The sequence below is a fragment of the Gordonia sp. C13 genome (assembly GCF_023218005.1).
GTDB classification, from domain to species: Bacteria; Actinomycetota; Actinomycetes; order Mycobacteriales; family Mycobacteriaceae; genus Gordonia; species Gordonia namibiensis.
The window spans coordinates 18,595-45,156 of the sequence record NZ_JALPSY010000003.1; the positions used below are offsets into that span (position 1 = coordinate 18,595).

The 26,562-nt window shown below is 63.8% G+C and carries 24 protein-coding genes, 1 tRNA gene, 5 pseudogenes and 1 other annotated feature; of the genes and pseudogenes, 19 read left to right on the forward strand and 11 right to left on the reverse strand.

The window, feature by feature from the left end; translation table 11 throughout:
- Positions 1-12 precede the first annotated feature (12 nt).
- From M1L58_RS03790 to M1L58_RS03810, 5 genes are read left to right on the forward strand one after another with little or no spacing between them, the layout of a single operon-like run.
- The gene (locus M1L58_RS03790) at positions 13-858 is read left to right on the forward strand and encodes an ABC transporter ATP-binding protein (protein ID WP_248657878.1); all 846 of its coding nucleotides are present in this window, start codon (positions 13-15) and stop codon (positions 856-858) included.
- Complete coding sequence (locus M1L58_RS03795) at positions 851-1,624, forward strand: ABC transporter permease (protein WP_248657879.1); 774 nt, start codon at positions 851-853, stop codon at positions 1,622-1,624. The genes M1L58_RS03790 and M1L58_RS03795 overlap by 8 nt, the downstream gene beginning before the upstream one ends.
- On the forward strand, positions 1,621-2,454 hold the full coding sequence (locus M1L58_RS03800) for an ABC transporter permease (protein WP_248657880.1): 834 nt from the start codon (positions 1,621-1,623) through the stop codon (positions 2,452-2,454). Before M1L58_RS03795 ends, M1L58_RS03800 begins: the two co-directional genes overlap by 4 nt.
- 52 nt (positions 2,455-2,506) lie before the next feature.
- Positions 2,507-3,568: an ABC transporter substrate-binding protein gene (locus M1L58_RS03805; protein WP_248657881.1), complete on the forward strand. Its 1,062-nt coding sequence runs from the start codon at positions 2,507-2,509 to the stop codon at positions 3,566-3,568.
- Positions 3,569-3,628: 60 nt separating this feature from the next.
- Positions 3,629-3,805, forward strand: a complete 177-nt coding sequence (locus M1L58_RS03810; protein WP_248657882.1) for a hypothetical protein — start codon at positions 3,629-3,631, stop codon at positions 3,803-3,805.
- Positions 3,806-3,874: 69 nt separating this feature from the next.
- Here M1L58_RS03810 and M1L58_RS03815 read toward each other — a convergent pair whose 3' ends face one another.
- Positions 3,875-4,717 carry an alpha/beta fold hydrolase gene (locus M1L58_RS03815; protein WP_248657883.1) on the reverse strand — a complete coding sequence of 281 codons (843 nt, stop codon included), beginning with the start codon at positions 4,715-4,717 and terminating at the stop codon, positions 3,875-3,877.
- A gap of 145 nt (positions 4,718-4,862) precedes the next feature.
- Between M1L58_RS03815 and M1L58_RS03820 the strand changes: the two genes are divergently transcribed.
- Together M1L58_RS03820 and M1L58_RS03825 are read left to right on the forward strand one after the other, a co-directional pair.
- Positions 4,863-5,435: a TetR/AcrR family transcriptional regulator gene (locus M1L58_RS03820; RefSeq protein WP_248657884.1), complete on the forward strand. Its 573-nt coding sequence runs from the start codon at positions 4,863-4,865 to the stop codon at positions 5,433-5,435.
- A gap of 16 nt (positions 5,436-5,451) precedes the next feature.
- Complete coding sequence (locus tag M1L58_RS03825; protein ID WP_308221788.1) at positions 5,452-5,748, forward strand: hypothetical protein; 297 nt, start codon at positions 5,452-5,454, stop codon at positions 5,746-5,748.
- A 19-nt stretch (positions 5,749-5,767) separates the two neighbouring features.
- Here M1L58_RS03825 and M1L58_RS03830 read toward each other — a convergent pair whose 3' ends face one another.
- The 6 genes and pseudogenes from M1L58_RS03830 to M1L58_RS03860 form a co-directional block, all read right to left on the reverse strand.
- Complete coding sequence (locus tag M1L58_RS03830; RefSeq protein WP_248657885.1) at positions 5,768-7,180, reverse strand: hypothetical protein; 1,413 nt, start codon at positions 7,178-7,180, stop codon at positions 5,768-5,770.
- 309 nt (positions 7,181-7,489) lie between these two features.
- A tRNA-Thr gene (locus M1L58_RS03835) sits at positions 7,490-7,565 on the reverse strand.
- Positions 7,566-7,738: 173 nt separating this feature from the next.
- Positions 7,739-8,593 (reverse strand): esterase/lipase family protein, encoded by an 855-nt coding sequence (locus M1L58_RS03840; RefSeq protein WP_248657886.1) that lies wholly within the window; start codon positions 8,591-8,593, stop codon positions 7,739-7,741.
- Positions 8,590-9,066: pseudogene (locus M1L58_RS03845) on the reverse strand (VOC family protein). Before M1L58_RS03845 ends, M1L58_RS03840 begins: the two are co-directional and overlap by 4 nt.
- Positions 9,063-10,174, reverse strand: a pseudogene (locus tag M1L58_RS03855) (IS3 family transposase); the annotation flags it as partial. The pseudogenes M1L58_RS03845 and M1L58_RS03855, both read right to left, overlap by 4 nt.
- Positions 9,951-10,082, reverse strand: a sequence feature (AL1L pseudoknot). (Overlaps the previous pseudogene by 132 nt.)
- 172 nt (positions 10,175-10,346) lie before the next feature.
- Positions 10,347-11,315 carry an AAA family ATPase gene (locus M1L58_RS03860; protein ID WP_308221789.1) on the reverse strand — a complete coding sequence of 323 codons (969 nt, stop codon included), beginning with the start codon at positions 11,313-11,315 and terminating at the stop codon, positions 10,347-10,349.
- A gap of 226 nt (positions 11,316-11,541) precedes the next feature.
- Between M1L58_RS03860 and M1L58_RS03865 the strand changes: the two genes are divergently transcribed.
- Together M1L58_RS03865 and M1L58_RS03870 are read left to right on the forward strand one after the other, a co-directional pair.
- Positions 11,542-12,579 carry an aliphatic amidase gene (locus M1L58_RS03865; protein WP_248657888.1) on the forward strand — a complete coding sequence of 346 codons (1,038 nt, stop codon included), beginning with the start codon at positions 11,542-11,544 and terminating at the stop codon, positions 12,577-12,579.
- 160 nt (positions 12,580-12,739) lie between these two features.
- Positions 12,740-13,819, forward strand: a complete 1,080-nt coding sequence (locus tag M1L58_RS03870) for a substrate-binding domain-containing protein (RefSeq protein ID WP_248657889.1) — start codon at positions 12,740-12,742, stop codon at positions 13,817-13,819.
- Positions 13,820-13,842: 23 nt separating this feature from the next.
- Here the strand turns inward: M1L58_RS03870 and M1L58_RS03875 are convergent, their stop codons facing one another.
- Positions 13,843-14,337 (reverse strand): MarR family winged helix-turn-helix transcriptional regulator, encoded by a 495-nt coding sequence (locus tag M1L58_RS03875; protein WP_248657890.1) that lies wholly within the window; start codon positions 14,335-14,337, stop codon positions 13,843-13,845.
- Between the two features lie 307 nt (positions 14,338-14,644).
- On the opposite strand from M1L58_RS03875, the gene M1L58_RS03880 reads away from it, so the two are divergent.
- From M1L58_RS03880 to M1L58_RS03915, 8 genes are all read left to right on the forward strand, one after another.
- The gene (locus M1L58_RS03880) at positions 14,645-16,201 is read left to right on the forward strand and encodes a tubulin-like doman-containing protein (protein ID WP_248657891.1); all 1,557 of its coding nucleotides are present in this window, start codon (positions 14,645-14,647) and stop codon (positions 16,199-16,201) included.
- Positions 16,198-16,551 (forward strand): hypothetical protein, encoded by a 354-nt coding sequence (locus M1L58_RS03885; protein ID WP_248657892.1) that lies wholly within the window; start codon positions 16,198-16,200, stop codon positions 16,549-16,551. Before M1L58_RS03880 ends, M1L58_RS03885 begins: the two co-directional genes overlap by 4 nt.
- Positions 16,552-16,569: 18 nt before the next feature.
- The gene (locus M1L58_RS03890) at positions 16,570-18,276 is read left to right on the forward strand and encodes a tubulin-like doman-containing protein (protein WP_248657893.1); all 1,707 of its coding nucleotides are present in this window, start codon (positions 16,570-16,572) and stop codon (positions 18,274-18,276) included.
- Between the two features lie 92 nt (positions 18,277-18,368).
- Positions 18,369-18,821: a hypothetical protein gene (locus M1L58_RS03895; RefSeq protein ID WP_248657894.1), complete on the forward strand. Its 453-nt coding sequence runs from the start codon at positions 18,369-18,371 to the stop codon at positions 18,819-18,821.
- 43 nt (positions 18,822-18,864) lie between these two features.
- Entirely contained in the window at positions 18,865-19,578 is a 714-nt protein-coding gene (locus M1L58_RS03900) for an energy-coupling factor ABC transporter permease (protein WP_248657895.1), read from the forward strand.
- On the forward strand, positions 19,568-19,939 hold the full coding sequence (locus tag M1L58_RS03905; RefSeq protein WP_282578315.1) for an energy-coupling factor ABC transporter substrate-binding protein: 372 nt from the start codon (positions 19,568-19,570) through the stop codon (positions 19,937-19,939). Before M1L58_RS03900 ends, M1L58_RS03905 begins: the two co-directional genes overlap by 11 nt.
- Complete coding sequence (gene cbiQ, locus M1L58_RS03910) at positions 19,936-20,685, forward strand: cobalt ECF transporter T component CbiQ (RefSeq protein WP_248657896.1); 750 nt, start codon at positions 19,936-19,938, stop codon at positions 20,683-20,685. Before M1L58_RS03905 ends, cbiQ begins: the two co-directional genes overlap by 4 nt.
- Positions 20,670-21,584, forward strand: a complete 915-nt coding sequence (locus M1L58_RS03915; RefSeq protein WP_248657897.1) for an energy-coupling factor ABC transporter ATP-binding protein — start codon at positions 20,670-20,672, stop codon at positions 21,582-21,584. The genes cbiQ and M1L58_RS03915 overlap by 16 nt, the downstream gene beginning before the upstream one ends.
- A 156-nt stretch (positions 21,585-21,740) precedes the next feature.
- Here M1L58_RS03915 and M1L58_RS03920 read toward each other — a convergent pair.
- The 3 pseudogenes from M1L58_RS03920 to M1L58_RS03930 all read right to left on the reverse strand — a co-directional run.
- Positions 21,741-22,208 (reverse strand): annotated as a pseudogene (locus M1L58_RS03920) (transposase); the annotation flags it as partial.
- 63 nt (positions 22,209-22,271) lie between these two features.
- A pseudogene (locus tag M1L58_RS03925) lies at positions 22,272-22,718 on the reverse strand (transposase); the annotation flags it as partial.
- Positions 22,719-22,767: 49 nt separating this feature from the next.
- Positions 22,768-23,316 (reverse strand): annotated as a pseudogene (locus tag M1L58_RS03930) (hypothetical protein).
- Positions 23,317-23,531: 215 nt separating this feature from the next.
- On the opposite strand from M1L58_RS03930, the gene M1L58_RS03935 reads away from it, so the two are divergent.
- A complete protein-coding gene (locus M1L58_RS03935; protein WP_248657898.1) occupies positions 23,532-24,416 on the forward strand; it encodes a hypothetical protein in 885 nt (294 codons plus the stop codon).
- A gap of 121 nt (positions 24,417-24,537) precedes the next feature.
- Entirely contained in the window at positions 24,538-25,653 is a 1,116-nt protein-coding gene (locus M1L58_RS03940; protein ID WP_374112657.1) for a hypothetical protein, read from the forward strand.
- The last annotated feature ends 909 nt before the right edge of the window (positions 25,654-26,562 follow it).

Below are 26,562 nucleotides of genomic sequence, written 5' to 3' on the forward strand. Positions count from 1 at the left end.
ACGTCTCCGGTCATGACACGCCCCCTGGGTACGGGGATCAACATCTCTGGACTGACCAAGACGTTCACCTCCCGTTCGCTGCGCGGGAGTTCGACGGTGACCGCGTTGTCCGACGTCTCGCTGAGCACGTCGGAGGGTTCCTTCCTGTCGTTGCTCGGTCCGTCGGGCTGCGGCAAGTCGACGGTGCTACGGATCCTCGCCGGCCTCGAGGACGCCACCTCGGGGACCGCGCTCATGAACGGGCAATCGCCGCAGGACCTCCAGCGAAATCATGAGCTGGGCATCGCTTTCCAGGATTCGGCGCTGCTGCCGTGGCGGTCGGTGGAGTCCAACATCAGACTGCCGCTGCAGGTCGGCGGGATGCCGGCCGACGACGCTCTCGTCGCGGACCTGATCGAGCTCGTGGGGCTCAAGGGTTTCGAGAAGTCCAAGCCCGCGATGCTCTCCGGCGGTATGCGCCAGCGTGTTTCGATCGCTCGCGCCCTGGTCGTGAAACCGACTGCGTTGCTGCTCGACGAACCCTTCGGAGCACTCGATGACATGACGCGGCAGCGGCTCAACGTCGAATTGCTGCGTATCTGGACCGAGAAGCCGGCGACCACGCTGATGGTCACGCACGGCATTGCCGAGGCGGTTTTCCTCTCCGACGTGGTGGCGGTCATGAGTCCGCGGCCGGGCACGGTGGTGGAGGTGGTCCCCATCGATCTGCCGCGGCCACGTGTCCCGGAGATGATGCGCACCCCCGAGTTCCATGCGATCCACGACCATCTCTCCGGTCTCCTGTTCGGCAAGCAGTCGAACTCGAAATCGACCGAAGATGTTGCGCCCGAACCCGTTGCGGAGGGCGTGAGTGGCTAGATTCGGATCGGTCCGATGGCTGGCCGGTCTCGGAGGCATCGTCGGGCTCGTCGTGGTGTGGTGGATCGCGGGTGCGCTGGAGCTGTTCGGCGGAACGATCCCGACGCCGTGGTCGGTGCTGGCCGAGATCGGCGAGACCGGGTCCGCCTACTACGTCGACAACTTCTCGCTGACAGTCGAACTGGCGTTCCGCGGATTCCTGTGGGGTAACGGCCTCGCGATCGCGCTGGCCATCGTCGTGATCCTCTTCCCGCCGGTCGAGGGGCTGGCGACCCAGCTCGCGATCCTGTCGTACTGCACGCCGATCATCGCCGTCGCACCGATCATCCAGGTGGCCTTCGCCGAGGTGACGACCATGATCGTCTTTCTCGCGGCGATCTCGGTGTTCTTCACGACGATGATCGGGACGTTGTCGGGGCTGCGATCGCCGCACGCCGGCAGCCTCGACCTCATCAAGGTCTACGGCGGCGGCCGGTTCGCGCAGCTCTGGCGGGTGCGATCGGTTGCCGCATTGCCGAACACGCTCGCAGCCATCAAGATTGCTGCTCCGGCGGCGGTACTGGGCGCAGTGCTCGGTGAGTTCCTGGCGATGCCCGAGACCGGGGCCGGTCCGGCGATGATCATCGCCCAGCAGAGCGGCAACATCCCGCAGGTGTGGGCCATCGCCCTGATCAGCGGAGCGGTCGCAGGTCTCGGTTACGCCGTGGTCGCGGTGATCGCCAAGTATGCGACGAACTGGTCGAGCGGAACGGCGGCGGGACGATGAGCGCCGAGGTGAGGACTCTCGGAGCAGGTGGGATCGGAACCGGTGGTCTGTGGGCGGCCGGGCGTTTCCTCGGCTCCCTGCTGTTGTCGTTCGCGTTGATCCTCGTGATCTGGTGGCTGTTCCTCCTGGCCTTCCCCGACATCGGGCCGATCATCGGACGCACACCGGTCGATGTGTTCAACTACCTGTTCGTCGACGCCGACGCGCCGGCCAATCGCGCCGAGATCTTCGACAATCTCTGGATCACGTTGCAGGACGCGGCGATCGGATTCGTCGCGGGCATGCTCGCCGCGATCGTCACGGCAGCGATCTTCGTCGTGTCCCGTTCTGCGGCACAGACCTTCATGCCGATCGCGATGCTCCTCCGATCGGTGCCTCTGGTCGCGATGACGCCGCTGATCACCGTCATCGTCGGCCGAGGTGTCGCGGTGGTCGCGGTGATGGGCGGGATCGTCGTGTTCTTCCCCGCGCTCGTGATGATCATGACCGGGCTGTCGAATGCGCCGCGCCAGATCACCGACGTGATCAGTGTGTACGGCGGCGGGCGCTGGACGGCGTTGCGGCGCTCCGCGATTCCGTCGGCGGTCCCGTCGTTGTTCAGCGCGGCCAAGGTGTCGGTGCCGGGCGCGCTGATCGGTGCGACCGTCGCCGAATGGTTGGGGACCAACAAGGGCCTCGGTGCGTCGCTTCAGCGGGCTCTGCCCGCCGCGGCCTACGACGAACTCTGGGCCTCGGTCCTCGTCATCACCGTTGCTTCGATCGTCATCTACGCCGTGGTGGGTGTCATCGAGACTGTCGTCCTGTCGCAGATGGGAATGCAGCAAACCTAGGTCGGGCGCACCTGTGCGACCGAATCAGCTTCGTGCGAAAGGTAACTCTCACATGGCAAACTCCTTCGACCGTCGGTCGTTTCTCCGCTATTCGATGATGGCCGGGGGCGCCGCCGGTGCACTCGGCCTGACCGGCGCGTTGTCGGCGTGCAGTTCCGGTGGCTCTGCGAGCGGGGGTACGACCTCGACCAATCCGAAGGTGCAGCTGTCGTGGCAGAAGAACATCGAGTTCGCCGGTGAGTACTTCGCCATCGAGAACGGCTACTACGAGGAGGAAGGCCTCGGCACACCCGAACTGATCACCGGCGGTGGCGCCGGTACGGGCGTCGAGAACGGCCTGACGTCGAACAAGGTGTGGATCGGCATGTCCGCGCCGCAGCTGACCGCACCGGTCATCCTGCAGGGCGCGAAACTGATGACCGTAGCCGCGACGTTCCAGCGCAACCCGTTCTGCATCGTCTCGTCGGCGGGCAAACCCATCCTCAGTCCCGAAGAGATGAAGGGGCGCAAGATCGGCGTGCAGGCGACCAACGAGAACGTCTTCCAGGCGCTGCTCACCGCCAACAACATGACCGAAGCCGACATCGAGAAGATCACCGTCCAGTACGACCCGACGCCGCTGAAGAACGGCGAGGTCGACGGCTGGGTCAGCTACGTGACCAACGAGCCGATCACCCTGGAGGAGAGCGGTTTCCCGAACGCCAACTTCCTGTTCGCCGACTTCAACCTGCCGCTCGTCGCCGAGACGCTCGTCGTTCGGCAGGACACCATCGACAACGAGCGCGACAAGGTGAAGGCCTTCCTCAAGGCCGACATCAAGGGCTGGTACGACGCGGTCGCCGATCCGGCGGGGTCGGCGAAGCTCGCGGTCACCAAGTACGGCAAGGATCTCGGACTCGACGAGGCCGAGCAGACCAAGGAGGCCATCGCGCAGAACACGCTCGTCGTCTCCGAGGACACCAAGGCCAACGGTCTGCTCACGATGACAGACGATCTCATCGCGCAGAACATCGAGGCTCTGGCCAAGGCCGGCTACGACATCAAACCCGAGCAGATCTTCGACATGTCGCTCATCAAGGAGGTCTACGAGGAGAACCCCGATCTGAAGAAGTGACCCGCCCTATCATGGGTGGACGGTCGCAGGCCGTGCAGTCGATGAGCGAGGGAGCAGGCGATGTCGGACTTCATCCGCAAGATCAAAGAAGAGGCCAAGGCCGTCTCGGCCGCCATCGACCAGGAGCTGACCGTCCTCGAAGGGGTGCCCGGGTACGACCCGCTGGCCGATGACACCGACGCGGAATCCTCCCAGGAGACCGCAGCCGTCGAGGCCGAGGACGAGACGACCAAGTAGAGAGACACGACGCAACGGCCGTCGGGTGGGATGTCCCCCCGACGGCCGTCGTGCGTCACGCGCGCGTGGTCACTTCACGACGAACCGCAGCAGAGCCTCGTTGACCTCGGCGGCATGCGTCCACAGCAGGCCGTGGGGAGCGTCCTCGATCTCGACGTACTCGGCCTCCGGGACGGCGTCGTGGAAGCGGCGACCGGTGGCGTCGATCGGCAGGATGTTGTCGGCGGTGCCGTGCAGGATCAGCGTCGGCTTCCCCGAATCACGGACTGCGACAACGTCCTTGCGGAAGTCTTCGATCCAGGTGGGGACCACGGCGTAGGCCGCGACCGGCGCGCTGCCGACGGCGGTGTTCCAGTTGGCGTCGACGACCTCCTGGGTGATGCGGCTGCCGAGTGTGTCGTCGAGGTTGTAGAAGTCCTTGTAGAACTGCGTGAACCAGGCGTACCGGTTGCTCTTGGCCGCCTCGGCGATGCCGTCGAAGACCGCGGCGTCGACGCCCTCGGGGTTGTCGTCGGTCTTCACCAGGAACGGCTCGAGCGATGCCAGGAAGGCGAACTTGGCGATCCGCTCGGTCCCGTACTTGCCGGCGTAGCGGGCGAGTTCGCCTGTGCCCATCGAGAATCCGACCAGGATGACGTCACGCAGGTCGAGGGTCTCGAGCACGGTGTTCAGGTCGGCGGCGAAGGTGTCGTAGTGGTAGCCGGTGCCGACCTTGCTCGACTTGCCGAACCCGCGACGGTCATAGGTGATGACCCGATAGCCGGCGTCGAGCAGTTCGCGGGCCTGCAATTCCCAGCTGTTGCCGTCGAGGGGGTAGCCGTGGATCAGCACGACCGGCCGGCCGGCCCCGTGGTCCTCGTAGTAGAGCTCGATGTCGGCGGAGTTCTCGGTGCCGACGGTGATGTAACCCATGGAGATCACTTCTCTCTTCTGCAGCGACCCGAGGGGGTCTGTTCGGAGCTGCGGAGAACGGGCGTTCTCTGAGCTGGTTGCTATGCTAGAGAACGATCGTTCCCCACGCAAGGGGTAGCTCGGAATCCGGTGAGGACGGTGTGTCGTGGCAGCTTCGAAGGACACTGTGGTCGACCCCCGTGAGCAGGTCATTCGCGCCGCCGATGAGCTGTTCAACGCGTATGGGGTGCACGCGGTCGGGATGGACAAGGTCCGTGACGCGGCAGGTGTGTCGCTCAAGAAGATCTACTCGATGTTTCCTTCCAAAGAGGCACTGATCCTCGCCGTCCTCGACGATCGAAGCGGGCAGTGGGGCGCGGGTATCGCAGCCTGTACGGAGGGGTCCTCGGCGCCGCGGGAGAAGCTGCTCGCGATCTTCGACTTCCTGCTCGGATGGTTCGGAACCGAGGAGTTTCGGGGATGCGCGTTCATCAACGCGTACGGCGAACTCGGCGGGGAACTGCCCTCGGTGGCCGAGGCGGTGCGCAGGCAGAAGGCTGGCTTCCAGGATTACGTGGCCGGCCTCGTCGCCGAACTCGGCGGGCCGCCTCGCCTCGCTGCTCAGCTGGCGATTCTGGCCGAGGGCGCCCAGACGACGGCGGCGATCGCCGGGACCGCGCAGGCGGCCGACGACGCGCGCAATGCTGCCGAAATTCTGATCGATCAATCGCTCGGATGAATTGTCGTTCGTCCGGGTGAAGCACGCGCTCAAGATCGTGTGGTGGATCAACAAGTCGATTGCGAAACAGGGCTCGGCTACCGCCACCACGTGGAAGTCCGGACGTGCCGACACCTCGTACGTGATCTACCAGGAGTGCGCGACGCCCGATCCGGTCCTCGGACTGACGATCAACGGCCGCACACAGGCTTACAAGGTGACCGGCACCGGCAAGCCGGCCGACAACGGCGGTGGTGACAACGGCGGCGGCGACAACGCCGGAGGCGACACCGGTGGCAACGGCAGCCTGGGAAATCTGTTCGGCTCCAGCTAGTCCCACGGCCGGTGGGGGATCAGGCGGCTTCGCGGTCCGTCGAATCCCCACCGGCCGAACCGGTTCCGGAGGAGTCTGACTTCTCCCGATCGTTGCCGGCGCTGCTGTTCGATGAGTTGTCTCCGCCGGTCGACGAGTCGGAATCTCGGGATCCGCTGTCGCCGGAGTCCGGCTTCTCCGAACCCGAATCCGAGCCTTCGGAATCCGGCTTCTCGGAGCCACCCGGTCGGTCGCCGGCGTCTTCGGAGACGGGTTCACCCTCGCCGCGATCGACTGCGGGCTCGCGCTCACCCGTGGGGACGTCGTCGGCGGCCGGCGGCACGATCCCGGCCGGGACGATTCCCCGGGTTTCCGGCGGGCCTTCCGGCTTCTCTGCGCCGGTTGCGACTTCGGATGGCACGGTGACGGTGTATCCGTCGCCGAGCGGGTCCTGCTTCACCGGATCCACGGCCGTGACCGGTACCGCTGCGTTGTCGGGGTTCGGCGCCTGGGTCGGGTAGTAGGCCTCGGCGAGTGCGTCCCAGCGGGCGAGATCGTCCTTGTCGTAGGTGATCCCGAGCGTGTCGTAGATGGCTGCCACCAGCAGTGCCAGGGGATGCGCGGCGTCGTACACGAGGTATGTGGTGTTGGCGCTGGTGTATTCGGTCGGGTCACCCAGACGTTCGACGTCGCCGTACGTGTGCGGTCCGTTGCCCGAGTGGATGGTGAGGAACCCGGCCGCGTTGACGATGAGCGACGAGATGGGCCGGTACGCCACCCACTGGAAGTTGCTGACTGGGTCGCCGACGACGATCACCGACACGACCTTGATCTTGCCGCTGGCTTCCGGATCGCGGGCGCCGTTGGCGTCGATCCCGGCCACCGCGACGAACGGCTTCAGGAACGGCATCGTGTCGAGCCAGGCCTTGATGCCCCAAGGGCTCCGCGGGTCGGAGACCAGGACGACCATGTCCTTGCCCGGGACGAAGAAATCGTTGTCGTAGGCCCGGGGGTTCTCGGCGGCGTCGCCGAGTGCGTCGGCGCCCTGCGAATAACCGGTGTAGACCACGAACGGGCGGTCCTCACCCATCTCGGCGAACGCGGCCATCACGGCCAGGTTCTGGTTCATCGCATGCTCTTTGGACTCGTCGTAGCCCGGTGAGAACGGTGCGAGCGTGTTCGAGCGACCGGCGATGACGGGTCCGAAGGACTCGGGGTAGTTGATGATCAGGGTTTGCCGCTGGCCGACGTACGGAAGGTTGCGCGAGATCAGCGTGGTGTCGTCGGTGCCGGGGGTGACGACCATGATCGTGCCGTCGGGCAGGTCGGCGAAGATGTCGCTGGTGTTTCCGTGCTGGGTGGCCTCGCGGACGATTTCGCGATCGATGAGGTCTTCGACGACGGGGATGTTTGTCGACGCGACGGCAATCGGCACGACGGTGCCGAGAGACAACGCGCTGAGCGTCAGCGATGTGGCTGTCGCGCGCGATGGTTTACGAGAAGTTGTGGCAGTTCGCGCCGGTTGAGACCGGTGCTTACCTCCCCGACGTGCCCCCAATTGACCTCCTACAGTCGGATGGAGTCTAAGGAGCGGGAGGCTCGGGACGTGTCATCTGAATGGATTAACACCGACATTCCTGGCACGCATTTATCTTTGCGTAGCTAAGTGTTTGAGGTATGCGTCGGCCGACCGGGTGAGAAACTGAGCGATCTGCGAGGGTATGAGGAGCGTCGTGCAGGGATCGGCATCGCACGATCCTGGTGGAGCCGCCCAGGGGAATCGAACCCCTGACCTATTCATTACGAGTGAATTGCTCTACCGACTGAGCTAGGGCGGCGTGCTACGCGAGGCAGCGCAGACGAGTCTAGCGAGTCCATCGCCCGCAACAAAAACCGGCTCCATCCGCGCGCCTGGACGTGCCCCCGCACAGAATCGCGACCTGCGCCCAGGCGCGCTAGCTGTAGCTCGCGAACGTGGTCTGACCGGGTGATTCTGGCGAGGGCCCGGGGCTCAGAGCGGGTAGTCGGAGCCGCAGACGACCGGCACCCGATGGGCGGAGTCGAGCGCGTTTCGGACGAGCGCGGCGACGGTCGGGGAGTAGGCCATGCCGACGTGACCGATCTTCGACGCCGGGCACACGTCCTGGACCAGCGTGTTGACGACGTTCGGCCCAGGTGTCATCAGGGTGTTCGTGTACGGGGTGGAGATCTCGTCGTAGCGGGTCGCGAAGTTGACGTAGTCGATCGACGGGTGCCGCGGACCCCAGTAGCTCTGGCCGGGAGCCCGTGCCGGGAGTCGGTCGGTGATCGACCCGACGCGCGAGGTTCCCTGGTGCGACGCCGACAGGGAGATGAGGGTGTCCACCTTGGAAGCGCGGCCCGGGAGCTGCGTCACCAGCTGGGCGATGGCTCCGCCCTGACTGTGGCCGATGAGGTCGACCTTGGCGGCGCCGGTGGCGGCGAGGACCTTGTCGACGAACGGTGCGACCTGACGCGCCGCCGCCTGTTCCTTGTTGCCGAGACCGCCGGTGTTGCCGCTCCACGACGCCTGGCCGTAGGTGAGGCTGAAAACGCAGTACCCGGCGTTGGCGAGGGTCGGGGCAAGGTACGCCCAGTTGGCGCTCTGGTTCATCGCGGTGGCGTGCAGCAGGACGATCGGGTCGCGTCCGTGTCGATCCCGGCAGTCGAACCGGTTGCTGCCGGCCGGCGACTCGGCGGCCGGGCTCAGGTAGTGCTCGGCGATCGCCTGGTTGGCATCCGTGGTGACGGGGAAAGGGGCGGCCTGCGCGGTGCCCGGGGCCAGCAGCATGCAGGCCGCGGCCAGAGCGGTCGCAGCGGCGGCGAGGCCTGATCGGAGACGGGTCATACGAGCATTGTCGCCGATGACCGTCGGCGCGACAGGCGGTCTCGCACCCATGCCGGGATCTCCGCGATCTGGGTCAGGCGGAGCCTGATGCCCGAGGGGTCGCGGAAACCTGCGCCGATCCCATACGGCCGTTTTTCGGGGTTCTCGGTGAACTCGACGCCGCGGGCGGACACGGCCTCGTAGTCGCCCCGACAGTCTTCGGTGGTGAGGAAGACCGTCGCCGCGAACCCCTAGGACATCAGGCTGTGGCTCTCTCTCGAGATCTCGGCCTCGAAGGCCGGTGGGCCGGGGATGTCCATCACCACGATGGAGACGTCGTCCTGTCCCTGCTGCCCGACGGTGAGCCAGCGGAACCCGCGCATCTCCGGCAGCGAGACGTCCGAGCGGACCTCCATCCCGACCTTCGTCGTCCAGAATTCCAGGGCCTCGTCCTGGCCGTGTACCCACCGCTGAGCGCTTGCAATGCGAATCATGTTGTCCACCATTTGAAGTGGATTGTGTGGGGACGGTTCCCCTCGGCGACGGTGCGATCCGTCTCGCGCAACACTGCCCGCTCGAGTCGACGTGTTTGCAGTTTGGAGTGTGGGGACTGCCCGAACGCGGCGGTGAACGCGCGCGAGAAGTGATGCACCCACGCGGCGGTCTCGCGCTCGACCTAGCCGCGGCCGGTCCACGATCGCTGGCGCTCGATCGGTTCGGTCTTGTACAACCCGATCGCTGATTCCATCAACGCGCTGTCGAGTGCATCGCCGACCGAGCCGATCGATACGGCGAGGCCGGAGTCGCGTAGCGCCTCGGTAGACGCCAGCGCTGTGTACTGACTGCCCGCATCGCTGTGGTGCACCAATCCTGTTGCGGTAAACGAGAAGTAGATTCTTCGTCGGGCGAACAATGCTTGCTCGAGAACGCTGGTCACCAACGGTGTCGTCTTGCTTGTCGTCACCCGCCATCCCAGGATTCGGCGCGAGTACACATCGACGAGAAACGCGGTGTGGACGAACCCTGCCAGCGTCCAGCAGGGGGTAAAATCAGCCACCCACCATTGGTCGGGCCCGACCGGTGAAGACCACTGTCGCTCCACCAGATCAGGATGCCGCGGCGCGCGATCATCGCGCTGGGTCGTGACCGTTCGACGCTTACCGGGTACGACTACGGTGATGCCGCAGATCCCCATCAGCCGGCCCACCTGATCGCGACCCATCTCCCGGCCCTCGCGCCGCATCGTGTGTCAGACTTTGCGGACGCCGTAGACACCACGATTGCGGTGAAACGCCTGGTACACGGCGTGAGCGGCGTACGCCTCGGCCACTTGTGTCGCCGAGACCGGACCCGCCTGGGTGCGGGCGTAGTAGGTGGACGGGGCGATCTGCACGCCGCGCTCGGAGAACACTCGGCAGATCGGGGCGACCCCGAACCGGTCCTTGTGAGCGTCGATGTAGTCGACGATCAGCGCAGTCGGCGGTCGACCTCCGCCGCTGCGAAAAACGCTGACGTGGTCTTTAAAATGTCGTTGGCCCTTCGTAATTCGGCGTTCTATTTGCGAAGCGCGGCCAGTTCGGCGTCCTGTTCGCCGACCGTAGTCGTCCCTCAACCTTCTCCAGTGCCGCTGATCTTACTGCCGCCATCACCCTATGGGCTCAGCACTGGAGCGTCGACCCGAAGCCCTTCATCTGGAAAGCCACCTCCGAATCGATTGTCGACAAAGTCAGTCGCGGCCGCGGCACCCTTGACAGATCAATTCACAGACGGACCACTAGGACCCAGCGGCCCGGGTGACGGTGGCGACGACTTGTCCCTGCGTCACTGTCGTGGACAGCGTGAGACGAGATCGCTTGTCTGCGTCAGGAGCGGTTACGATTGCTTCGGCGATCGGTGCCGACAGCGTAATGCGGACGGTACGTTTTATATGCCTGGCTCCGTAGGTGGAATCAAATCCCTTGTGGATTAGAAGACTTCGTACGTCGTCATCTGTTATCCAATCAATGTGGATGGCAGACAGCTGATTACGTAGGCGCGCGAGCTCAAGATCCACGATCTTGCCCGCTGAGGTCTGGGTCAACGGCGCGAAGTGCACAACCTCGTCGAAGCGGTTGTACAGCTCCGGGTCGAAGAACTGTTCGACGACGTCGGCAACGATCTGCTGCGAGTCGCGACGTGCGCCGGGCCGGAATGGGGCCGCGAGCCGCTGCAGTGACGACGAGCCTCGGTGCTGGCGTTCGTGGGCGGCTACTTCGGCAGATCCGAGGTTGGATGTGAATAGGACAATCGCGTTGCGGAAGTCGATGGTCTCGTTGCCTGCCGACAGCCTCAGGACCCCGCTGTCCAGAATCTGCAGTAATGACCGCAGGACTGTCGCGTGCGCTTTCTCGACCTCGTCGAAGAGGACGAGCCCCGGCCGGGAATGGTTACCCGCGATCAGGGTGGGGTCAAAGAGCGTCAGGCCTTCCTTTGCACCGGCGTAGCCGGGCGGCGCCCCGGCAAGCGATGCCGAGTAGTGTTCTTGTGCAAGGGCATTCATGTCTATTCGGCAGAGGCTATCGGGATCGCCGGTGACCTGACGCGCGAGTTGTCTTGCGAGCTCGGTCTTTCCCACACCTGTCGGCCCAACCAGCAGTAGCGAGGCGATCGGACGGTTGGGATCGCGCAGCCCCGCGGCGGAAATCGTCAATGCGCGCACCGCCGCCTCGATAGCGGCCTCCTGCCCGACGATATGTGACTGCAATGCGGCAGTCAGCTCCTGTGGTGATCGGAGCCGTCCCAGCCTGAACCGGCTGGAGCCCATCGGGCTGGGGGGCGAGTTCGTGGGTAATCCAGGTTGCATCGAGAGATCCTCCTTGAAACATAAGTGTAACGGCTATGGCTGGACCCTGTCGTTTCGAATACTTTACGATCAAAGTACCTCGTGCAGAAGGCTGGCGAGAGTTGACGAACTAAATGGAGGGTCCAACATGCGACATGGAGACATCTCATCGAGCCCGGACACGGTTGGCGTTGCCGTCGTGAACTACAAGATGCCGCGGCTGCACACCAAGGAGGAGGTACTCGACAACGCGCGCAAGATTGCGGACATGGTTGTCGGGATGAAGGCCGGCCTCCCGGGCATGGATCTGGTGGTGTTCCCCGAGTACTCCACCATGGGCATCATGTACGACGCCGACGAGATGTATGCGACGGCCGCCACGGTGCCAGGCGATGAAACCGACATTTTCGCCGAGGCATGTCGGGCTGCAAAGACCTGGGGAGTCTTCTCCTTGACCGGTGAACGGCATGAGGATCACCCGAACAAGCCGCCGTACAACACATTGGTGCTGATCAACGACGAGGGCGAGATCGTGCAGAAGTATCGCAAGATCATGCCGTGGACCCCGATCGAGGGCTGGTACCCGGGTGGGCAGACCTATGTCACCGACGGCCCGAAGGGTATGAAGGTCTCGCTCATCGTCTGCGACGACGGCAATTACCCGGAGATCTGGCGTGACTGCGCGATGAAGGGTGCGGAACTCATCGTCCGCCCGCAAGGCTACATGTATCCGGCCAAGGAACAGCAGGTTCTGATGTCAAAGACGATGGCGTGGGCAAACAACTGCTATGTCGCAGTGGCCAATGCGACTGGTTTCGACGGCGTCTACTCGTACTTCGGCCACAGCGCCATCGTCGGATTTGACGGGCGCACGCTGGGGGAGTGCGGGGAGGAAGACTACGGGATTCAGTACGCGCAGCTCTCACTTTCGACGATCCGGGATGCGCGTGCCAATGACCAGTCGCAGAACCACCTGTTCAAGCTGCTCCACCGCGGCTACACCGGCGTCTACAACGCAGGCGACGGCGACAAAGGGATCGCCGAATGCCCCTTCGACTTCTACCGTGACTGGGTGACCGACGCCGAGGCCACTCGGGAAAAGGTCGAGGCGATCACCCGCAAGACCATTGGTGTTGCGTCCGCACCGGTCTACGATCTGCCCACCGAGAAAACCGCAGAAGCATAGCCACGGAGTCGATCTCGTCGGGGAGTCACGTCATGTCACCGGCGGGATCGATTCTGTTTTCCGCGTGTGGGACCTCACACGAGCGATTTACACCCAGGTAATAGCGCGCTGAAATCATAGGACGTAACCGGCGATCCACGCTGCGCAGGGAGAGAGTTCGATGTCTGACCCACGCATGAATCTCGGTCTGCTCATACCTGAGAGTGGTCCGGCGGGCATCTTCGGGCCTTCGTGCCTGAGCAGCGCCGAACTGGCCATCGCCGAGCTCAATGAGCATGGCGGACTTCTGGGTTGCGAGGTCTCCGCCACCGTCATCGATGGCGGCGCCGACATCGGGGACGTGACCCGCGACGTCTCCGCATGGGTGTCCAACGGTGAGGTCCAAGCCCTGATCGGCTGGCATACCTCGGCGCTGCGTCGCGAGATCGTCCGATCCGTTGGTGGTCTGGTGCCCTACATCTACACGGCGGTGTACGAGGGCGGCGAATCGTCACCCGGTGTGTTCACTACCGGGGAGGTGCCCGAACGTCAGATCGTGCCCGCGCTGCAATGGATGGGTCGAGAGAACGGCATCACATCCTGGTTTATCGTCGGCAGTGACTATGTGTGGCCACGACGCACGACTGGTCGGATGTTGAAGTGGGCGACAACAGATGCCTACGGTCCAGGTGTCAGGCTTGTCGGGGAGCACTTCGCGCCGCTGGGTGAGACCGACTTCAGCGGTGTACTCGATGAGATCGAGCGCTCCGGCGCCGACGGAGTGTTCGTGTTGTTGCTGGGCCAGGATGCGGTGTCGTTCAACAGGCAGTTCGCCGCACGTGGGTTCGATCGCGACCTTCCTCGACTCGGTCCGCTGATCGATGAGAATATGCTGCTGGCGGGCGGTGTGGGCGCTGCGCGTGAACTCTATTCCGTGTCAGGATTCTTCGAATCCTTGGGGACCGGCCACAGTCTGGAGTTCGGTGGGCGTTATGCGGACCGGTTCGGTGTGAGTGCGCCGCCGCTGGCCTCGCCGGGCGAGTCCTGCTACGAGGGTGTGCGGCTCCTGGCTGAACTGGTTGAGCGGTCGGCGTCGGTGACTGTGTCTGAATTGAGTGCGCAGGCACAAGCCGACATTCGTTATCACAGTCCACGTGGACATGTCCGATTCCGTCGGCACCATCTTGCTCAAGACGTGTACATGGCGAAGGCCAACGGGCTCGAATTCGATGTCCTCGAACAGATTGCGATGGTCGGCTAAACCAGCAGCGGGCGCCGGTCGGCTTACTGACTCGTGAAGTCCTCTGCTTGTTTGCCGTAGTGTTTGAGCATGCGTTCCAGCGCTCGGCGGTCGCGTGCGGCGAAGATGCCCAATACCTCGGCTTCGGTGGCAGCGATAGTGCCGAGGAGTTCCTGGTGGACGCTCGTACCCCGGCTGGAGGCGTGCACCAGTACTTTGCGCCGATCGCGCGGGTCGGCGAGCCGGAAGACGTAGGCGTTCACAGCCAGCTTGTCCACGTACTTGGTGAGGGTGGGTGCGGCGACGCTCAATGCGCGCGCCAAGTGATTCATCGCCACGCCGTCCCGACGCACTATGACGTCGAGTGCGTACCAGTGATCGGCGGACATATTGTGCTGCGCGGTAATCCCGTCGATGCGGCGTGAGAGCATTCGACTCAATGAATCCAATCGCCCTGCGAGTGGCCGGGGTGAGACCTGGAGGGCGTCTGCCTCGGCCGCGTCGGCGGCGCCCGCTGGCTTGGTCTGGACATTGGTCATTCAATCATCCTTCTCTTGGTACGGGGATGCGCAGTACGAGCGACTGCGGCCACCGTTCCAGCCCCCGCTGGCTACATACTAGCGTTCACAGGATTGGTCCTCAACCATATCGTTGTCAGTTCGCATATTTCGGTTACGAACAGTTAACACCGAGATATTTCACAATGACAGTAAAACCTCTACGCTCAGTTGCGGGAAGCCATTGGCTTCTCATTCAGGCAGTAACTTCGCGAGTCCGGTCGACAAGACCCGTCCCTCCCCGCTGTGCGGCATCCGCAGGCTCGCGACCACCGTTGAAGGAGATGAAGTGTCAGGAGCACACGACCACAATCACGATCATGGGCACAGCCACACTCATGAAGGTGCGGCGTGCGACAGCGAGTCCGCTGGGTACGGCACCGACAAGGTGCGGCTTGAGGCGTTGGTCACCGATGGCGTTCATCGCATCGGAGATCACGAGGGGCCGTTCTCTATTCACGTCCTGGGCATCGGCAAGACCGGTTCTAACGTCGTTGAATCGATGCTGCGCGAGTACGCCCCCGGGGGTGCTGCAGCCGGCTCGGAAACACCGTTCCGTGGGCTGGCCATCGACATCGGTGATGCCGAATTGACCGGTGTCACCACCGCGTCGGCAGCGCTGTCCGGCGATCTCGCCAGCGCGGAGGTCGTCGACCTCCCCGCGCTGGAGAATGAGGCGCTGTTCAGCGAACTGCGCCGCTACCGCGAATTCCTCAAGAAGGAGTACCCTCGCTACTACTGGAATCCCAACTACGAGCCGTGGCTTCCCAACGATCTCGTGGTGCCAGAGACTGGCGAGCACTTCCCGCGCGCGGTGTCCAAGGGCCTCTACGGCGTCGACTACTACACCGGTGGTGAGGTTGCCCAGGCACTGGACCGCTTCGCCGACGGGATCATGTCCAGCGACAAGACTCCACTGGTGATCATCGCCTTCTCGCTGGTCGGTGGAACGGGCAGTGGCATCGTCGTAGAGTTGGCCCGCCACCTATCCAACATCCGGTTGGGCCGTCGTGCGCTGGTTGCCGGCATGTGCGTTCTGCCCGCCGACGCCGACAACGACGAACTTAAGGACGGTCGCGCGTTCATCGCCATCAACGAGCTCGACTGCATGGTGGACGCCGACAAGAACAAAGGCGTCATGACCGTCTGGGGTGACCTCTACAAGAACCCCTTCACCGCAGGCTTCTTCGGTGTACCGCAGAACGCGGTGTACAACGCGGTCGGCGACCTTGACGCGGCGCACAAGGCCATCGACACCGGTATCGCGCAGTTTGTTCTGCGTGACGGAGGCGATCACTTGTACGAGTCGATCAAGGCACTCAACTGGATGAATGTCCCGGCCGACGCGTGGCACCCGGCCACCCGTGGTGATCAGACCGACAGCTGGATCAACCTGCTCGCAGTGGGCATTGGTCCGGCCGACACGCCGCTGGTCGGCGAGGTAACAGACTCGGCAGCAGTCGAATTCGTCGAGGTTCGCGCCTTCGGTGCGGATTCGGCCAGTGCGGTCACCGCGTCGTTGTCTGAATCGCTGGATCCCGTCGTCGGGCCCAACACGCTGGCGTTCGCGGGTTCGGGTGCCACCACGGTCGCCGCCTTCATCCCGCGGCTGAGCAAGCTCGACATGAGCTGGTTCGTGCCCGCGCGGGAGGCCTACGACGCCCTGGATTGGGAGTCCAAGCTCATGCGTCACGCATGGCTGCTCGATCTCGGTGTGCTGCTCTGCGAGCCCTCGACCCGATTCGAGGGAGTCGGCGGCGAATGCCTGTTGGGCTGCGCGTGCTGGGTTGTTGTGCCGCACTTGGCAATCCGTGGTGAGGTCGAACAACTCGAGCTGTCCAAGTGAGCACCGGAACCGACATCGAGCGCTCGGAGGCCGAGATGACTACGGAGCCAGCAGGTCTGGACTGGGATCAGGCCGTCGAGAAGTATCGGGACGGCGCGGCGGTCGACACCCTTCCGGGCGGGGCAACCGTGACCGTCAGCGGAGCCGACGACGAGCGGATCTACGTCAAACACCGGCTCTGGACCGCGGAACTGCACCGCTACAACCTGGAAAAAGGTGTTGACCTGGTCAACCAGGGGGCCATCCCGCGAGAGGCCAACAAATTCATCGACAAATACCGAACGTTGGTTGCCGACGAACGCCCCACGGTCGCGGCAACCGTTCTCAAGGACCTCGGATACCTGAACTAGAAGGGCTGAACTACCACCATGGCACTATCCATGTACCACAGTGCAAGCGGAAAACAGGCGCCGCACTGTATCAATGTTGTCGGCCTCGGTAAGGCCGGCGCCCAGCTCATCGACGCGCTGCTGCGCACCGGTGAGATCGAGGACATGCTCGATGATCCGCGCGCTCGGTTCACCGCATTGGCGATCGATATCGGCGAGGGCGACATGCGTCAGATGCGCCAGTACGCTGACTCGTTCTACGCACGCCTTGATGATCGTGGGATTCCCCGGGACCGCGCGCAGATTCGGACTGTGGCCCTGGACATCCCCGATGCCGCGGATCTCGAGCAGAGCATGGCTCGCTTCCCCGAGTTCCTTGGCCAGGAGTTTCCGCGGTTCAGTTGGAAAGGTCAGGACGACAGCGGATTCGCCTCGTGGTTGGATGCCACCAAGACGCCGACCACCGAGAAGAACTACGTCGGCCAACTGGAGGTTCCGTCCTCCGACGAACATGTGTCCCGATCCTTGGCGAAGGCGATCTATGGCCGTGCGTACTACGACGGCGAACGCCCGCTCCATAGCGAACTGGAGGCATTTGCCGACAGTATCGACCAGACCGGCCTGCCATGCCTGGTCCTTGTTGCCTTCGGTGTTGGTGGCGGCACGGGCAGCGGAATGGTTGTTGACCTCGCCCGCCACCTGAGCACCGGTGCGCTCGGCCGTCGCGTGCCGGTCATCGGGGTCGGTTTCATGCCGTGTTCGGGAGATCCTGAATACCAGCGTGGCGCATCGGTTTACACCACTCTCAACGAGATCGACTGCATGCTCGATGAGACGAAGAACGAAAAGATCACCTCGGTGTGGGGTGACATGTACAAGAATCCGTTTACCGGCGGATTCTTGGCGGTCACCCAGGAGCAGTCGTGGGAGCGTCTGTACCGGTACACCACAATCAAGAAGGGTGTGCTCCCCGAGATCCGACATCAGCAGGCGCTGCACGTCACGAACAAGTTCGTCGACGACTCGTTCGCCCGCTACGTCGTTCACGACTACGGTCGCGAGATCTTCCGCGTTCTGCGTCCGGCCGGTTTCACCGGTGCACCACATGAGCGAGTCAGTTTCGGGCCGCGCAACTTCACCGTGTTCAACGTCGCCAAGCTCATGCATCCCGGTGTGGAGGTACTGCCGGGCGAGCCGATCAGCAAGTGGCGTAGTGCGATCAGCGACTGGATCGGGTATGTCCCGCAGTGGATGGGTATTCGCGAGGGCTTCGCGACAGAGTATGTGGAAGCACATACCTTCGCGGCCCGTACCAAGTGGAACGCGACCCTGCAGGCCAAGCTCGAATCGACTCTGTCGCAATACCTGCTGCCGGGTGAGGACGGCTCGCTGCGGACCACCGAAGGCGAGTTCTTCGACGAGTTGACGGTGTACTCCAACATCATCGTGCCGGGTGTGGCGAAGGCGGACCTGACGGCGTTCGCCGAGGCCAAGAAGCTCTATGACGCGGTACCTGCCAGTGAGCGGATCGGCCTCAGCAGTTGGCTGCTCGAACTCGGCATCGTGCTCTCGGAGCCATCCGATCAGTTCGAGGCCACGATGGGCAAGGCCCTCGCGGGATCGCCCGGGTGGAACACCCATATCGGTGTCGACGAGATGGCGGGCGCAGCGCTGCCGGCCACCGCTGTCGAGTACACCAACGAAGTGATGGCAGCCTCGGTCGCCACGGTGGTGCCGACGCCATAACCGGGGCCCGGGGCGGTCCGCTCGGCGCGTGTGGGTGTGCGAACCGAGCGGACCGACCGGTCCTGGCCCCAGAATTCTTGTGCAGGAGGGCAGTGGAGTCCGAAAGTGGTTGGCAAGACGACTATTTAGCCTGGATATTGCGCCTGAATGACACCCGTGATTCGGTGCGGTACATGGTTACCCACCGGCTGGGTGACCGGACGATTGCGGAAGCGGTGGCCATGCAGGTGGTGGTCTCGATGCTGGCCCGACCCCGGGTGTTTCGTTACCAGGGACTGCCTTACGCGGGACGTATCGCGGCCCTTGCCGAACCGCTCATCGCCGACCCGGACGGCGACTGGCGAGCACAGCAGTGTTCCTGGGAACAGCTCGCCGCCCGGCTGATCCAGATGCCGACCGAATTGCGCAACATACATGTGGCAGCACATGTTCACGGACTTAGTGCCGCCGAGATCGGTTCGGCGCTCGGAGTGGACGTCGAGACGGTGCAGTCGATGCAACAGCAAGTGGAGGACTATCTCCGACCAACCGATGATGGTGTCTGAGTTCTCGTAACCGACCCGTCTCATACAGCAGAGGAATGACCCAGTGCATATTGCCGAAGGCTTCTTGCCGCCGATCCAGGCGGCGTGTTGGGCGGCTGTAGCCGCACCGTTCGTCGTCCACGGTGCCGTGGCCGTCGTGCGCGAGGTACGTGAGCATCCCGAATCGCGGCTGTTGCTTGGGGCGGCAGGGGCATTTACCTTCGTCCTGTCCGCAATCAAACTTCCGTCGGTGACCGGTAGCTCGAGCCATCCCACCGGAACCGGGTTGGGTGCGGTGCTCTTTAGGCCGCCGGTGATGGCCTTCCTGGGAACGGTGGTACTCCTGTTCCAGGCGCTGCTGCTCGCGCACGGCGGTATCACCACCTTGGGTGCCAACGCGTTCTCGATGGCCATCGTTGGTCCGTGGGCGGGGTACGTGGTATGGCAGTTGAGCCGAAAGTTGAAGGCACCCTTCAGTGTCGGGATATTCTTCGCAATGGCGATCGCGAATCTCTCGACATACTGCGTTACCTCTGTTCAGCTCGGCATTGCCTTCCCCGATGCGACCGGCGGTGTGATCGGTTCGGTGGTGAAGTTCCTGGGTGTCTTCGCGGTCACTCAGATTCCGCTGGCCATCATCGAAGGCCTCGTCGGGATCCTGATCTTCAACGTCCTGCGGAAGGTGGCACGGCCGGAGTTGCTGCGTCTGGGAGTTTTGACCAACCGGACCGCGCAAGACAGCCCAGTCCCGGCCAAGGAGACCATCCATGTTGCGTAACAGGAAAGTTCCGGTCACCGCACTGATCATCGGCGCGATTGTCGTGATCTTCGCTCTGTCGATGTTCCTTAACCGGAACGCCCCGGAGGATGAGGCGTTCGTCGGTAGCGATTCCCTGGCCACCGAGCACATCGAGGAGAGCAATCCTGACTACAAGCCATGGTTCTCGCCGGTCTTCACCCCCGGATCCGGTGAGATCGAATCAGGACTGTTCGCGCTGCAGGCCGCCCTCGGTGCGGGAGCGTTCGGCTTCGCACTGGGCGCGATGTGGCAGCGCCGGCGCCCTGAACGTGAGGCGAATGCACTGGCCGGTGATGTCGACGCCATGGCCGCGAGCGCTGGCGAGGTTGACCGGACATGAGTGCCGGCACCGCCGCCATCGACAGCGTTGCGTGGAGGTCGCCGTGGCGCCGCCGGTCGGTCGCAGAGAAGGTCATTCTCTTCGGCGGGATCGTCGGATGTGCGGTGGTGCTTCCCCCGATTCCGGCGGCGCCACTGTTGATCGTGGTGACCCTGATCGCCGCGCGACGAGCCGGGGTTCCGTTTGCGCACGTATTCCGTACCGTCCGAGGACCTGCGACCTTCATTGCGATCGCGGCGCTCTCGACTGCGGTCTCGATCGATTTCGGCGCTCGGACGGTATCGATGACCGCAGAAACGGCTTCGGGTGCAGCTGAACTCGCACTGCGTGCGATGACGGCGTCGCTGGCGATGCTCGTCTTCGCCTCCACGACACCGATGACCACGTTGACGACGGCGCTACGGCGGGCGGGGCTGCCGGCGGCCTGTGTCGACGTCATCGGGATCATGTATCGCATGGTGTTCGTGCTGGTGGAGTCGCTGGCAACGATCCGGCAGGCGCAGGTCGCGCGACTGGGCTATGTAGGATTCCGCCGATCACTCAACTCTGCGGGCCTACTGACCGCGGCTGTGCTAATTCGGTCTTGGACTCAGGCACAACGGCTGGAAACCGGATTGGCGGGTCGCGACCAGGGCATCGGTATGCCTGTTCTGTACCGACAGCCGGTGAGCCGACAGTTCATCCTCGGCGCGGTATCCGTTCTTATTGTTGTTGTCGCACTATCAGTTTCGTGGAGGATGGCATGAGCCATAGATCGCTGAGCGCCGAGCATGTGGCGTTCGCATATCACGGTGCGAGCGAGGCGCTGATCGACGTCGATATCGAGGTGGCACCACGGTCACGGGTGGCACTGCTGGGTGCCAACGGATCGGGAAAGACAACGCTGCTCCGAATACTGGCCGGATCGCTGCGGCCGTCGCGCGGGACGGTCAGTCTTGACCACACCCCCATCAAGTACGGCAGGGCAGGGCTGCGCACTCACCGTCAGAATGTGCAATTGGTTCTGCAGAATCCGGATGATCAGCTGTTCTCGGCGGATGTCAGACACGACATCGCCTTCGGGCCCGCGAATTTGGGATTGAATACCGACGAGATCCTGGAGCGGGTCGACGAGGCGATGCGGCTGCTGTCGATCACCGATCTGGCCGACCGGCCGACTCATGAACTGTCGTACGGGGAACGCAAACGCGTCACGATTGCCGGTGCGATGGCGATGCGGCCCTGTGTGTTGCTCCTCGATGAACCCACTGCTGGCCTGGACCCTGCCGGGGTGGCCGAGATGTTCCAGGCACTTGAACGGCTCGAGGAGAGTCACACCACGGTGGTCCTCTCCACCCACGATGCCGCTCTGGCGTTGGACTGGGCGTCGTCGGTTGCGATCGTTGAGGGCGGCACAGTCCGCCAAGGTGATCCCGGCGAGCTGCTCGGCGATGCGTCGCTCCTGGCGGCCGCCCGGCTCGCGGCTCCGTGGTCGCTGGAACTCGCCGCACTGCTGGCGCGTGACGGATTCTTGCCGCAATCACTGCGCCCGCGCAATGTCTCCGAGGTACGTGCGTCTGTCGCAGCACACTCATTACGCCACGGCGGACTGAGACCGGGCCAGCGAGCTAGACCTGGCTGCCAGGAAAGGCCACTGCGGTACTAGCCCCGTTAGGGGCGAACCGCTTGCTCCGCCGAGAGATTCGGTTCCACAGGGCTTTCCGGCGGGGTGAGATGTTCGAGCAGTGTCCGGCATCGGGCGGGATGTTCAATGTCACGTCGGTGCAGGATTGAACCGTCCTGGATCGGATGGAGTCCTGGTTTAGGCCACCTCCGCTTCGGAGGCGACCGTCTCACAGTTGCGCGTCTCGTACTCGATGGGCGGGCAGTAGCCGATCGCTGAGTGCAGCCGCTCGGTGTTGGACCAATGCACCCACGAGGTGGTCTCGCGCTCGACCTCGCCGCGGCCGGTCCACGATCGCTGGCGCTCGATCGGTTCGGTCTTGTACAACCCGATCGCTGATTCCATCAACGCGCTGTCGAGTGCATCGCCGACCGAGCCGATCGATACGGCGAGGCCGGAGTCGCGTAGCGCCTCGGTAGACGCCAGCGCTGTGTACTGACTGCCCGCATCGCTGTGGTACACCAATCCTGTTGCGGTAAACGAGAAGTCGGCTCTTCGTCGGGCGAACAATGCTTGCTCGAGAACGCTGGTCACCAACGGTGTCGTCTTGCTTGTCGTCACCCGCCATCCAAGGATTCGGCGCGAGTACACATCGACGAGAAGCGCGGCGCGATCATGTGGGCCGGCTGACTTTACCTACTGCTGGACCCTGGAAGGGTTCGTCTACACATACAGCGCCAGCACTACCCGATCCACATCGGTGACGCGTCGTTTGCTCTTACCGACGATCACCGGATCGAAAGTGCCGTTGCGGTCGCGGGGCACCTCGATCGGCACCTGCCCGCACGCGTCGGTCAGCACCCGTTTCGTACGCGTGCCATTGCGTGAATTGCCGGTGTTCCGGCCGGCCACGTCATGTTTGTCATAGCCCAGATGCTCGGTCATCTCCTCATCGAGCGCGGCTTCGAGCACGCTCTTGGTCAACGCCTTGAGCAGCCCGTCAGGACCGGTCAGTGCCACGCCCTGTGCACGTGAGCTACGTACCAGATCGCTCACCAAGGCCTGCTCGGCCTTGGTGAGCTCACGCACCGCGTCCGCGGCGGTGACATCGTGTTCCTGACCGGTCTGAACCGGTCCTGCCACTGGGGCATCCACGCCCCCGATTGTGTCGGTCATCGTCGTGATTCCTCCTGCCCCACGCCGGGGGCGATCAAAACCACTTACGCTAGATTAGCGACAGCCCCCGACGGAGGAATTCGACGCCGCGCGGAGAAAGTGCATAGCCCACTTCGAGGCTCTCGGTCAGTCCCAGTTTTTCAGCTTGGCTACGTCGTTCTTGAAACCTGCTCGTTCCCTGCCGAGTTCGGCTGAGAGCTCGGTAGATACGACGCCGGGTCGACGGCCGATGACCTCGAGGGTGGCGCGGGTCCACGGGCCGATCTTGGAGCAGGTGTCCATTCGATCGAGCCGCGAACCGATGTCGGCGACGTCGTCGTCGGAGAGATCGTCGTCGGCGCGCAGTGCGATCCGCGGGTCCTCGCCGATGCAACGGAGGCCGATCCGGTAGGTCGGATCGTGGGTGTTGACGCACAGCGTCACCCGTAGCTCGTCGACGTTCTGGTAGCCGGCTCGGCGGGCTTCTTCTGAGGTGATCTGTGCGGGGTCAGTGCGATGAAGCTCGACCCGGGGCGGATGCGGGGATGTCCCCAGCGTCGAAGGCGAGGTCGACGGAACCGTCGGCGACCCCGCGCGCCACAGCGGCTGTGAGAAGCACATCTCCGACCGTAACGACGGCGCTGCGGGCGCGCAGGGAGTCGGGACGACCGCCTGTCGTGCCTGTGGAGGACGTCTGAGATGTTGCTGAGAGCTGTTGTAGGGTAACCCGAGATCAGCGACGGCAATGCCGGCGTCAGGGGGATCTTCCTTTGGTGTCGTGTCGTCGCGTGCACAACTGACGACGACGATCACCAGCCGGGGGGAGGGGGTCTCATGGTGTTGCAGCGTCCGCAGTCCCTGTGGTTCCCCGACATTCCCGCGTGGCCGTCCTCCGGCGCGACACCGGCCGTCGATCTGGCCGCTCACCTCGCCAGATTTCGTTCTGTCGACGCAGTTCACGGCACTGTCGGCGGCACCGCTGCGGCAGTTCTCGACGCTCCGGCCCCGCCTGTCGAGCCGTTGACGCCGACGGTCGTGCCACCCGCTCTCGAGGTTCCGGAGAAGCCGTCGTCGGACCTGGATTCCTTTCTCGCGGAGGCCGAGAAGTCGTTCCGCGCGAAGCGAAAAACGTTGTCCGGCACCGCTCCCGGCTGGCGTCGATTCCTGGGTTCGGGACCGCGAATCGTGGGTGCGACAGCCGCGATTCTTGTGATTGTGGCCACAGTCGTCGTCTCGATTTCGCTCGCCGGTGGCGGTTCCGACCGGCCCGCGGTCGCCGCGGATTCGACAACGGAGTCCACTGCACCGACCGAGGCTCCGTCGACGTCGGGCGTCGCCAGTCACCCGGCTTGTGTGCAGCGACCCGTCGGGTCGGGGACCACGGTGTCCAACGACGACGAGAAGGGCGACCAGGAGTCCGGCCCGGGCGCCATCCGCGCGTTCAATCACGGCTACTACGTGCTGCGCTCGGCGAAAGCCGCGCGCGCCGTGGCGGCCCCGGGTGCGGTCGCCTCCGAGTACGTGATGCAGCAGTACATCGATCAGCGCCCGATCGGTACGCGGCACTGTCTGAAGATCACCGAACGGGCTCCCAATGAGTACTCCGTGGTGCTCACCGAGCTGCAGCCCGACGCGGCTCCCATCACTTATCGCCAGGTCATCCGCACGTCCACGGCGGGTGGCAAGACCTTCATCCAGTCCATCAGGTCCGTCGAATGAGTTCAGGCCGTAAGTCATTCGGATGGCGCAGAAAGGTAGTTCCGAGATGACCCAGAGTCGAGGTCGGCATCGTAGGCGTCGGGCGCCGAGTGGTCCGGTTTTGTCGGTGACGTCTGCTGTGGTGGCGGTGTCGATCACTGCTGGTGCGGGTGCGGCGTTTGCTGTTCCGGAGCAGGGTGGTACTGATCCGGCGGATTCGGCGCCGGGTCAGGGTGGTACGAGTCCGTCTGATGTGGCGCCGGGTGCTCCGGCTCCGGGTGAGACGGTGGTGCGGCCTGTTGTTGTGCCGGGTCCGGGTTCGATTCCGGGTCCGCCGGTGGAGGCGCCGTATCAGTCGTATGACGAGTCGTTGTCGCAGAGTTACGAGCAGCCGTATTCGTCGGCGATCACCAATCCTGTTGCGCCGCGGGTTGCTCCGCCGGTGCGTCCGATTGCGCCGCCGCCGGACAAGATTCGTGTGGGTAACTTCGTGACCGACATTCCGCAGGGGTTGTCGTCGAAGGACGTCAATTCGATCAATGCGTGGTCGGCGTATGGCGAGGCGAAGATCGCTCAGGGTTTGATCTCGGTGGGTGTGCCCGAGGATGAGGCGAGTCGCCGTGCTGCTGCGACGATCATCGGTGTGATGGCTGGTGGTACGGCTGGTGCTGTGGCGCTTGGTATTCCGGCGGCGGTGGTTGGTGCCGTTGGTGGTGCAGGTGTCGGCGCGGCGGCACGGGCACTCATACTCGGTATTCCTACTTTGGGTGTCGAGGTGCCGTACGGGGCGGGTGTTGGCGCTTTGATCGGCGCGGGAGTTGGCGGTGTCGGTGGTGCTGCAGCGGGTGCGGCGATCGGTTTCGCTATTGGCGGCACCGCGGGTGGTCTTCTCGCCTACTCGCTGGGTGCCGGCGATCCGGGTGCAAATCCGGATGAGCCGTGGAAGAACGATGGTCCGCGCCATGCGGCGCCGGAAGTCGAGGGCCCGAATCAGTTCGAGTTCCATCTGTCTGCAGATGAGGCTCGTGAGTCTGGTCTGCCGGCCGTTGGCTACGTGGTCAACAGTCGCGGTGACGTGAACGCAAAGGTCGGTACAACCACGTACAAGTGGTCAGGTGAACAGGCGGGAGCACCGTACGCGGTTCTAGGTCCGGGGGCAGAAAAGTCTGTTCGAGACTGGACCAGGGCGCAATCAGACAGCTTGAAGAAGGCGATCCCGGGTAGCGAGGTTCTCTGGCCGGCGGAAAGCGCACGGTAGTTCGGGCGGCCATTGGTTCGGCACTCACGAAGCCTGACGGACGCTTCCTGAGTCAAATCAGCGCATAGAGAGAGGCGGAGCGAAGATATGAAGAGATTGGCAGTGGCCGCGGCGGCGTCTGCAATTGCTGCGACTGCAAGCTTGGTCGGGGCGGGGCAGGCGTCCGCAGCCCCAATACCTCACTTTCCTGCGTCGACTTCCTTCGGGACGTTCGGCGACCACTCCTTTTGTCATGGTGTCTTGAGAGTCGATGTCGACGCGCCGCCGAAAAAGCGCGGTGTCGTGCGGGTGACTGTTACCTCTCTCGGGTTCACAGGAATTGGGGCAACTTGGAAGCGAAACCCAAACTGTCGCATGCGAATTAACACGCTCTACAACGGCTCCGCAGGGTTTGGTCGGGAGAAGTGGGTCACCGCTTCGTTCGGTCCTCGTAGGGGTGAGAAGAAGGTTTGGGAAGTCGCCACGGGATCAGGTCCCGCGTCTATCGGTTTGACGACCTACTCAGTAAACAGTCCCGTGCGCGTGCGGCAGGGATACAACGGTGGCGCCTACGTGCTCGTTCCGTAGGGCGCGCCGCAATCCGGGTTGACTAGTGAAGTTCGGTGGGAGAGGTAGCGCAGCGGTGACCCAGAGTCGAGGTCGGCATCGTAGGCGTCGGGCGCCGAGTGGCCCGGTTTTGTCGGTGACGTCTGCTGTGGTGGCGGTGTCGATCACTGCGGGTGCTGGTGCAGCGTTTGCTGTTCCGGAGCAGGGTGGTACTGATCCGTCGGATTCGGCGCCGGGTCAGGGTGGTACGAGTCCGTCTGATGTGGCGCCGGGTGCTCCGGCTCCTTCGCGTCCATGACGGTCAGGGCTCTGCGCCGAAGCTTCCGGTCGACGTGCCACAGTCATTGGGGTGCGGCGGTGATC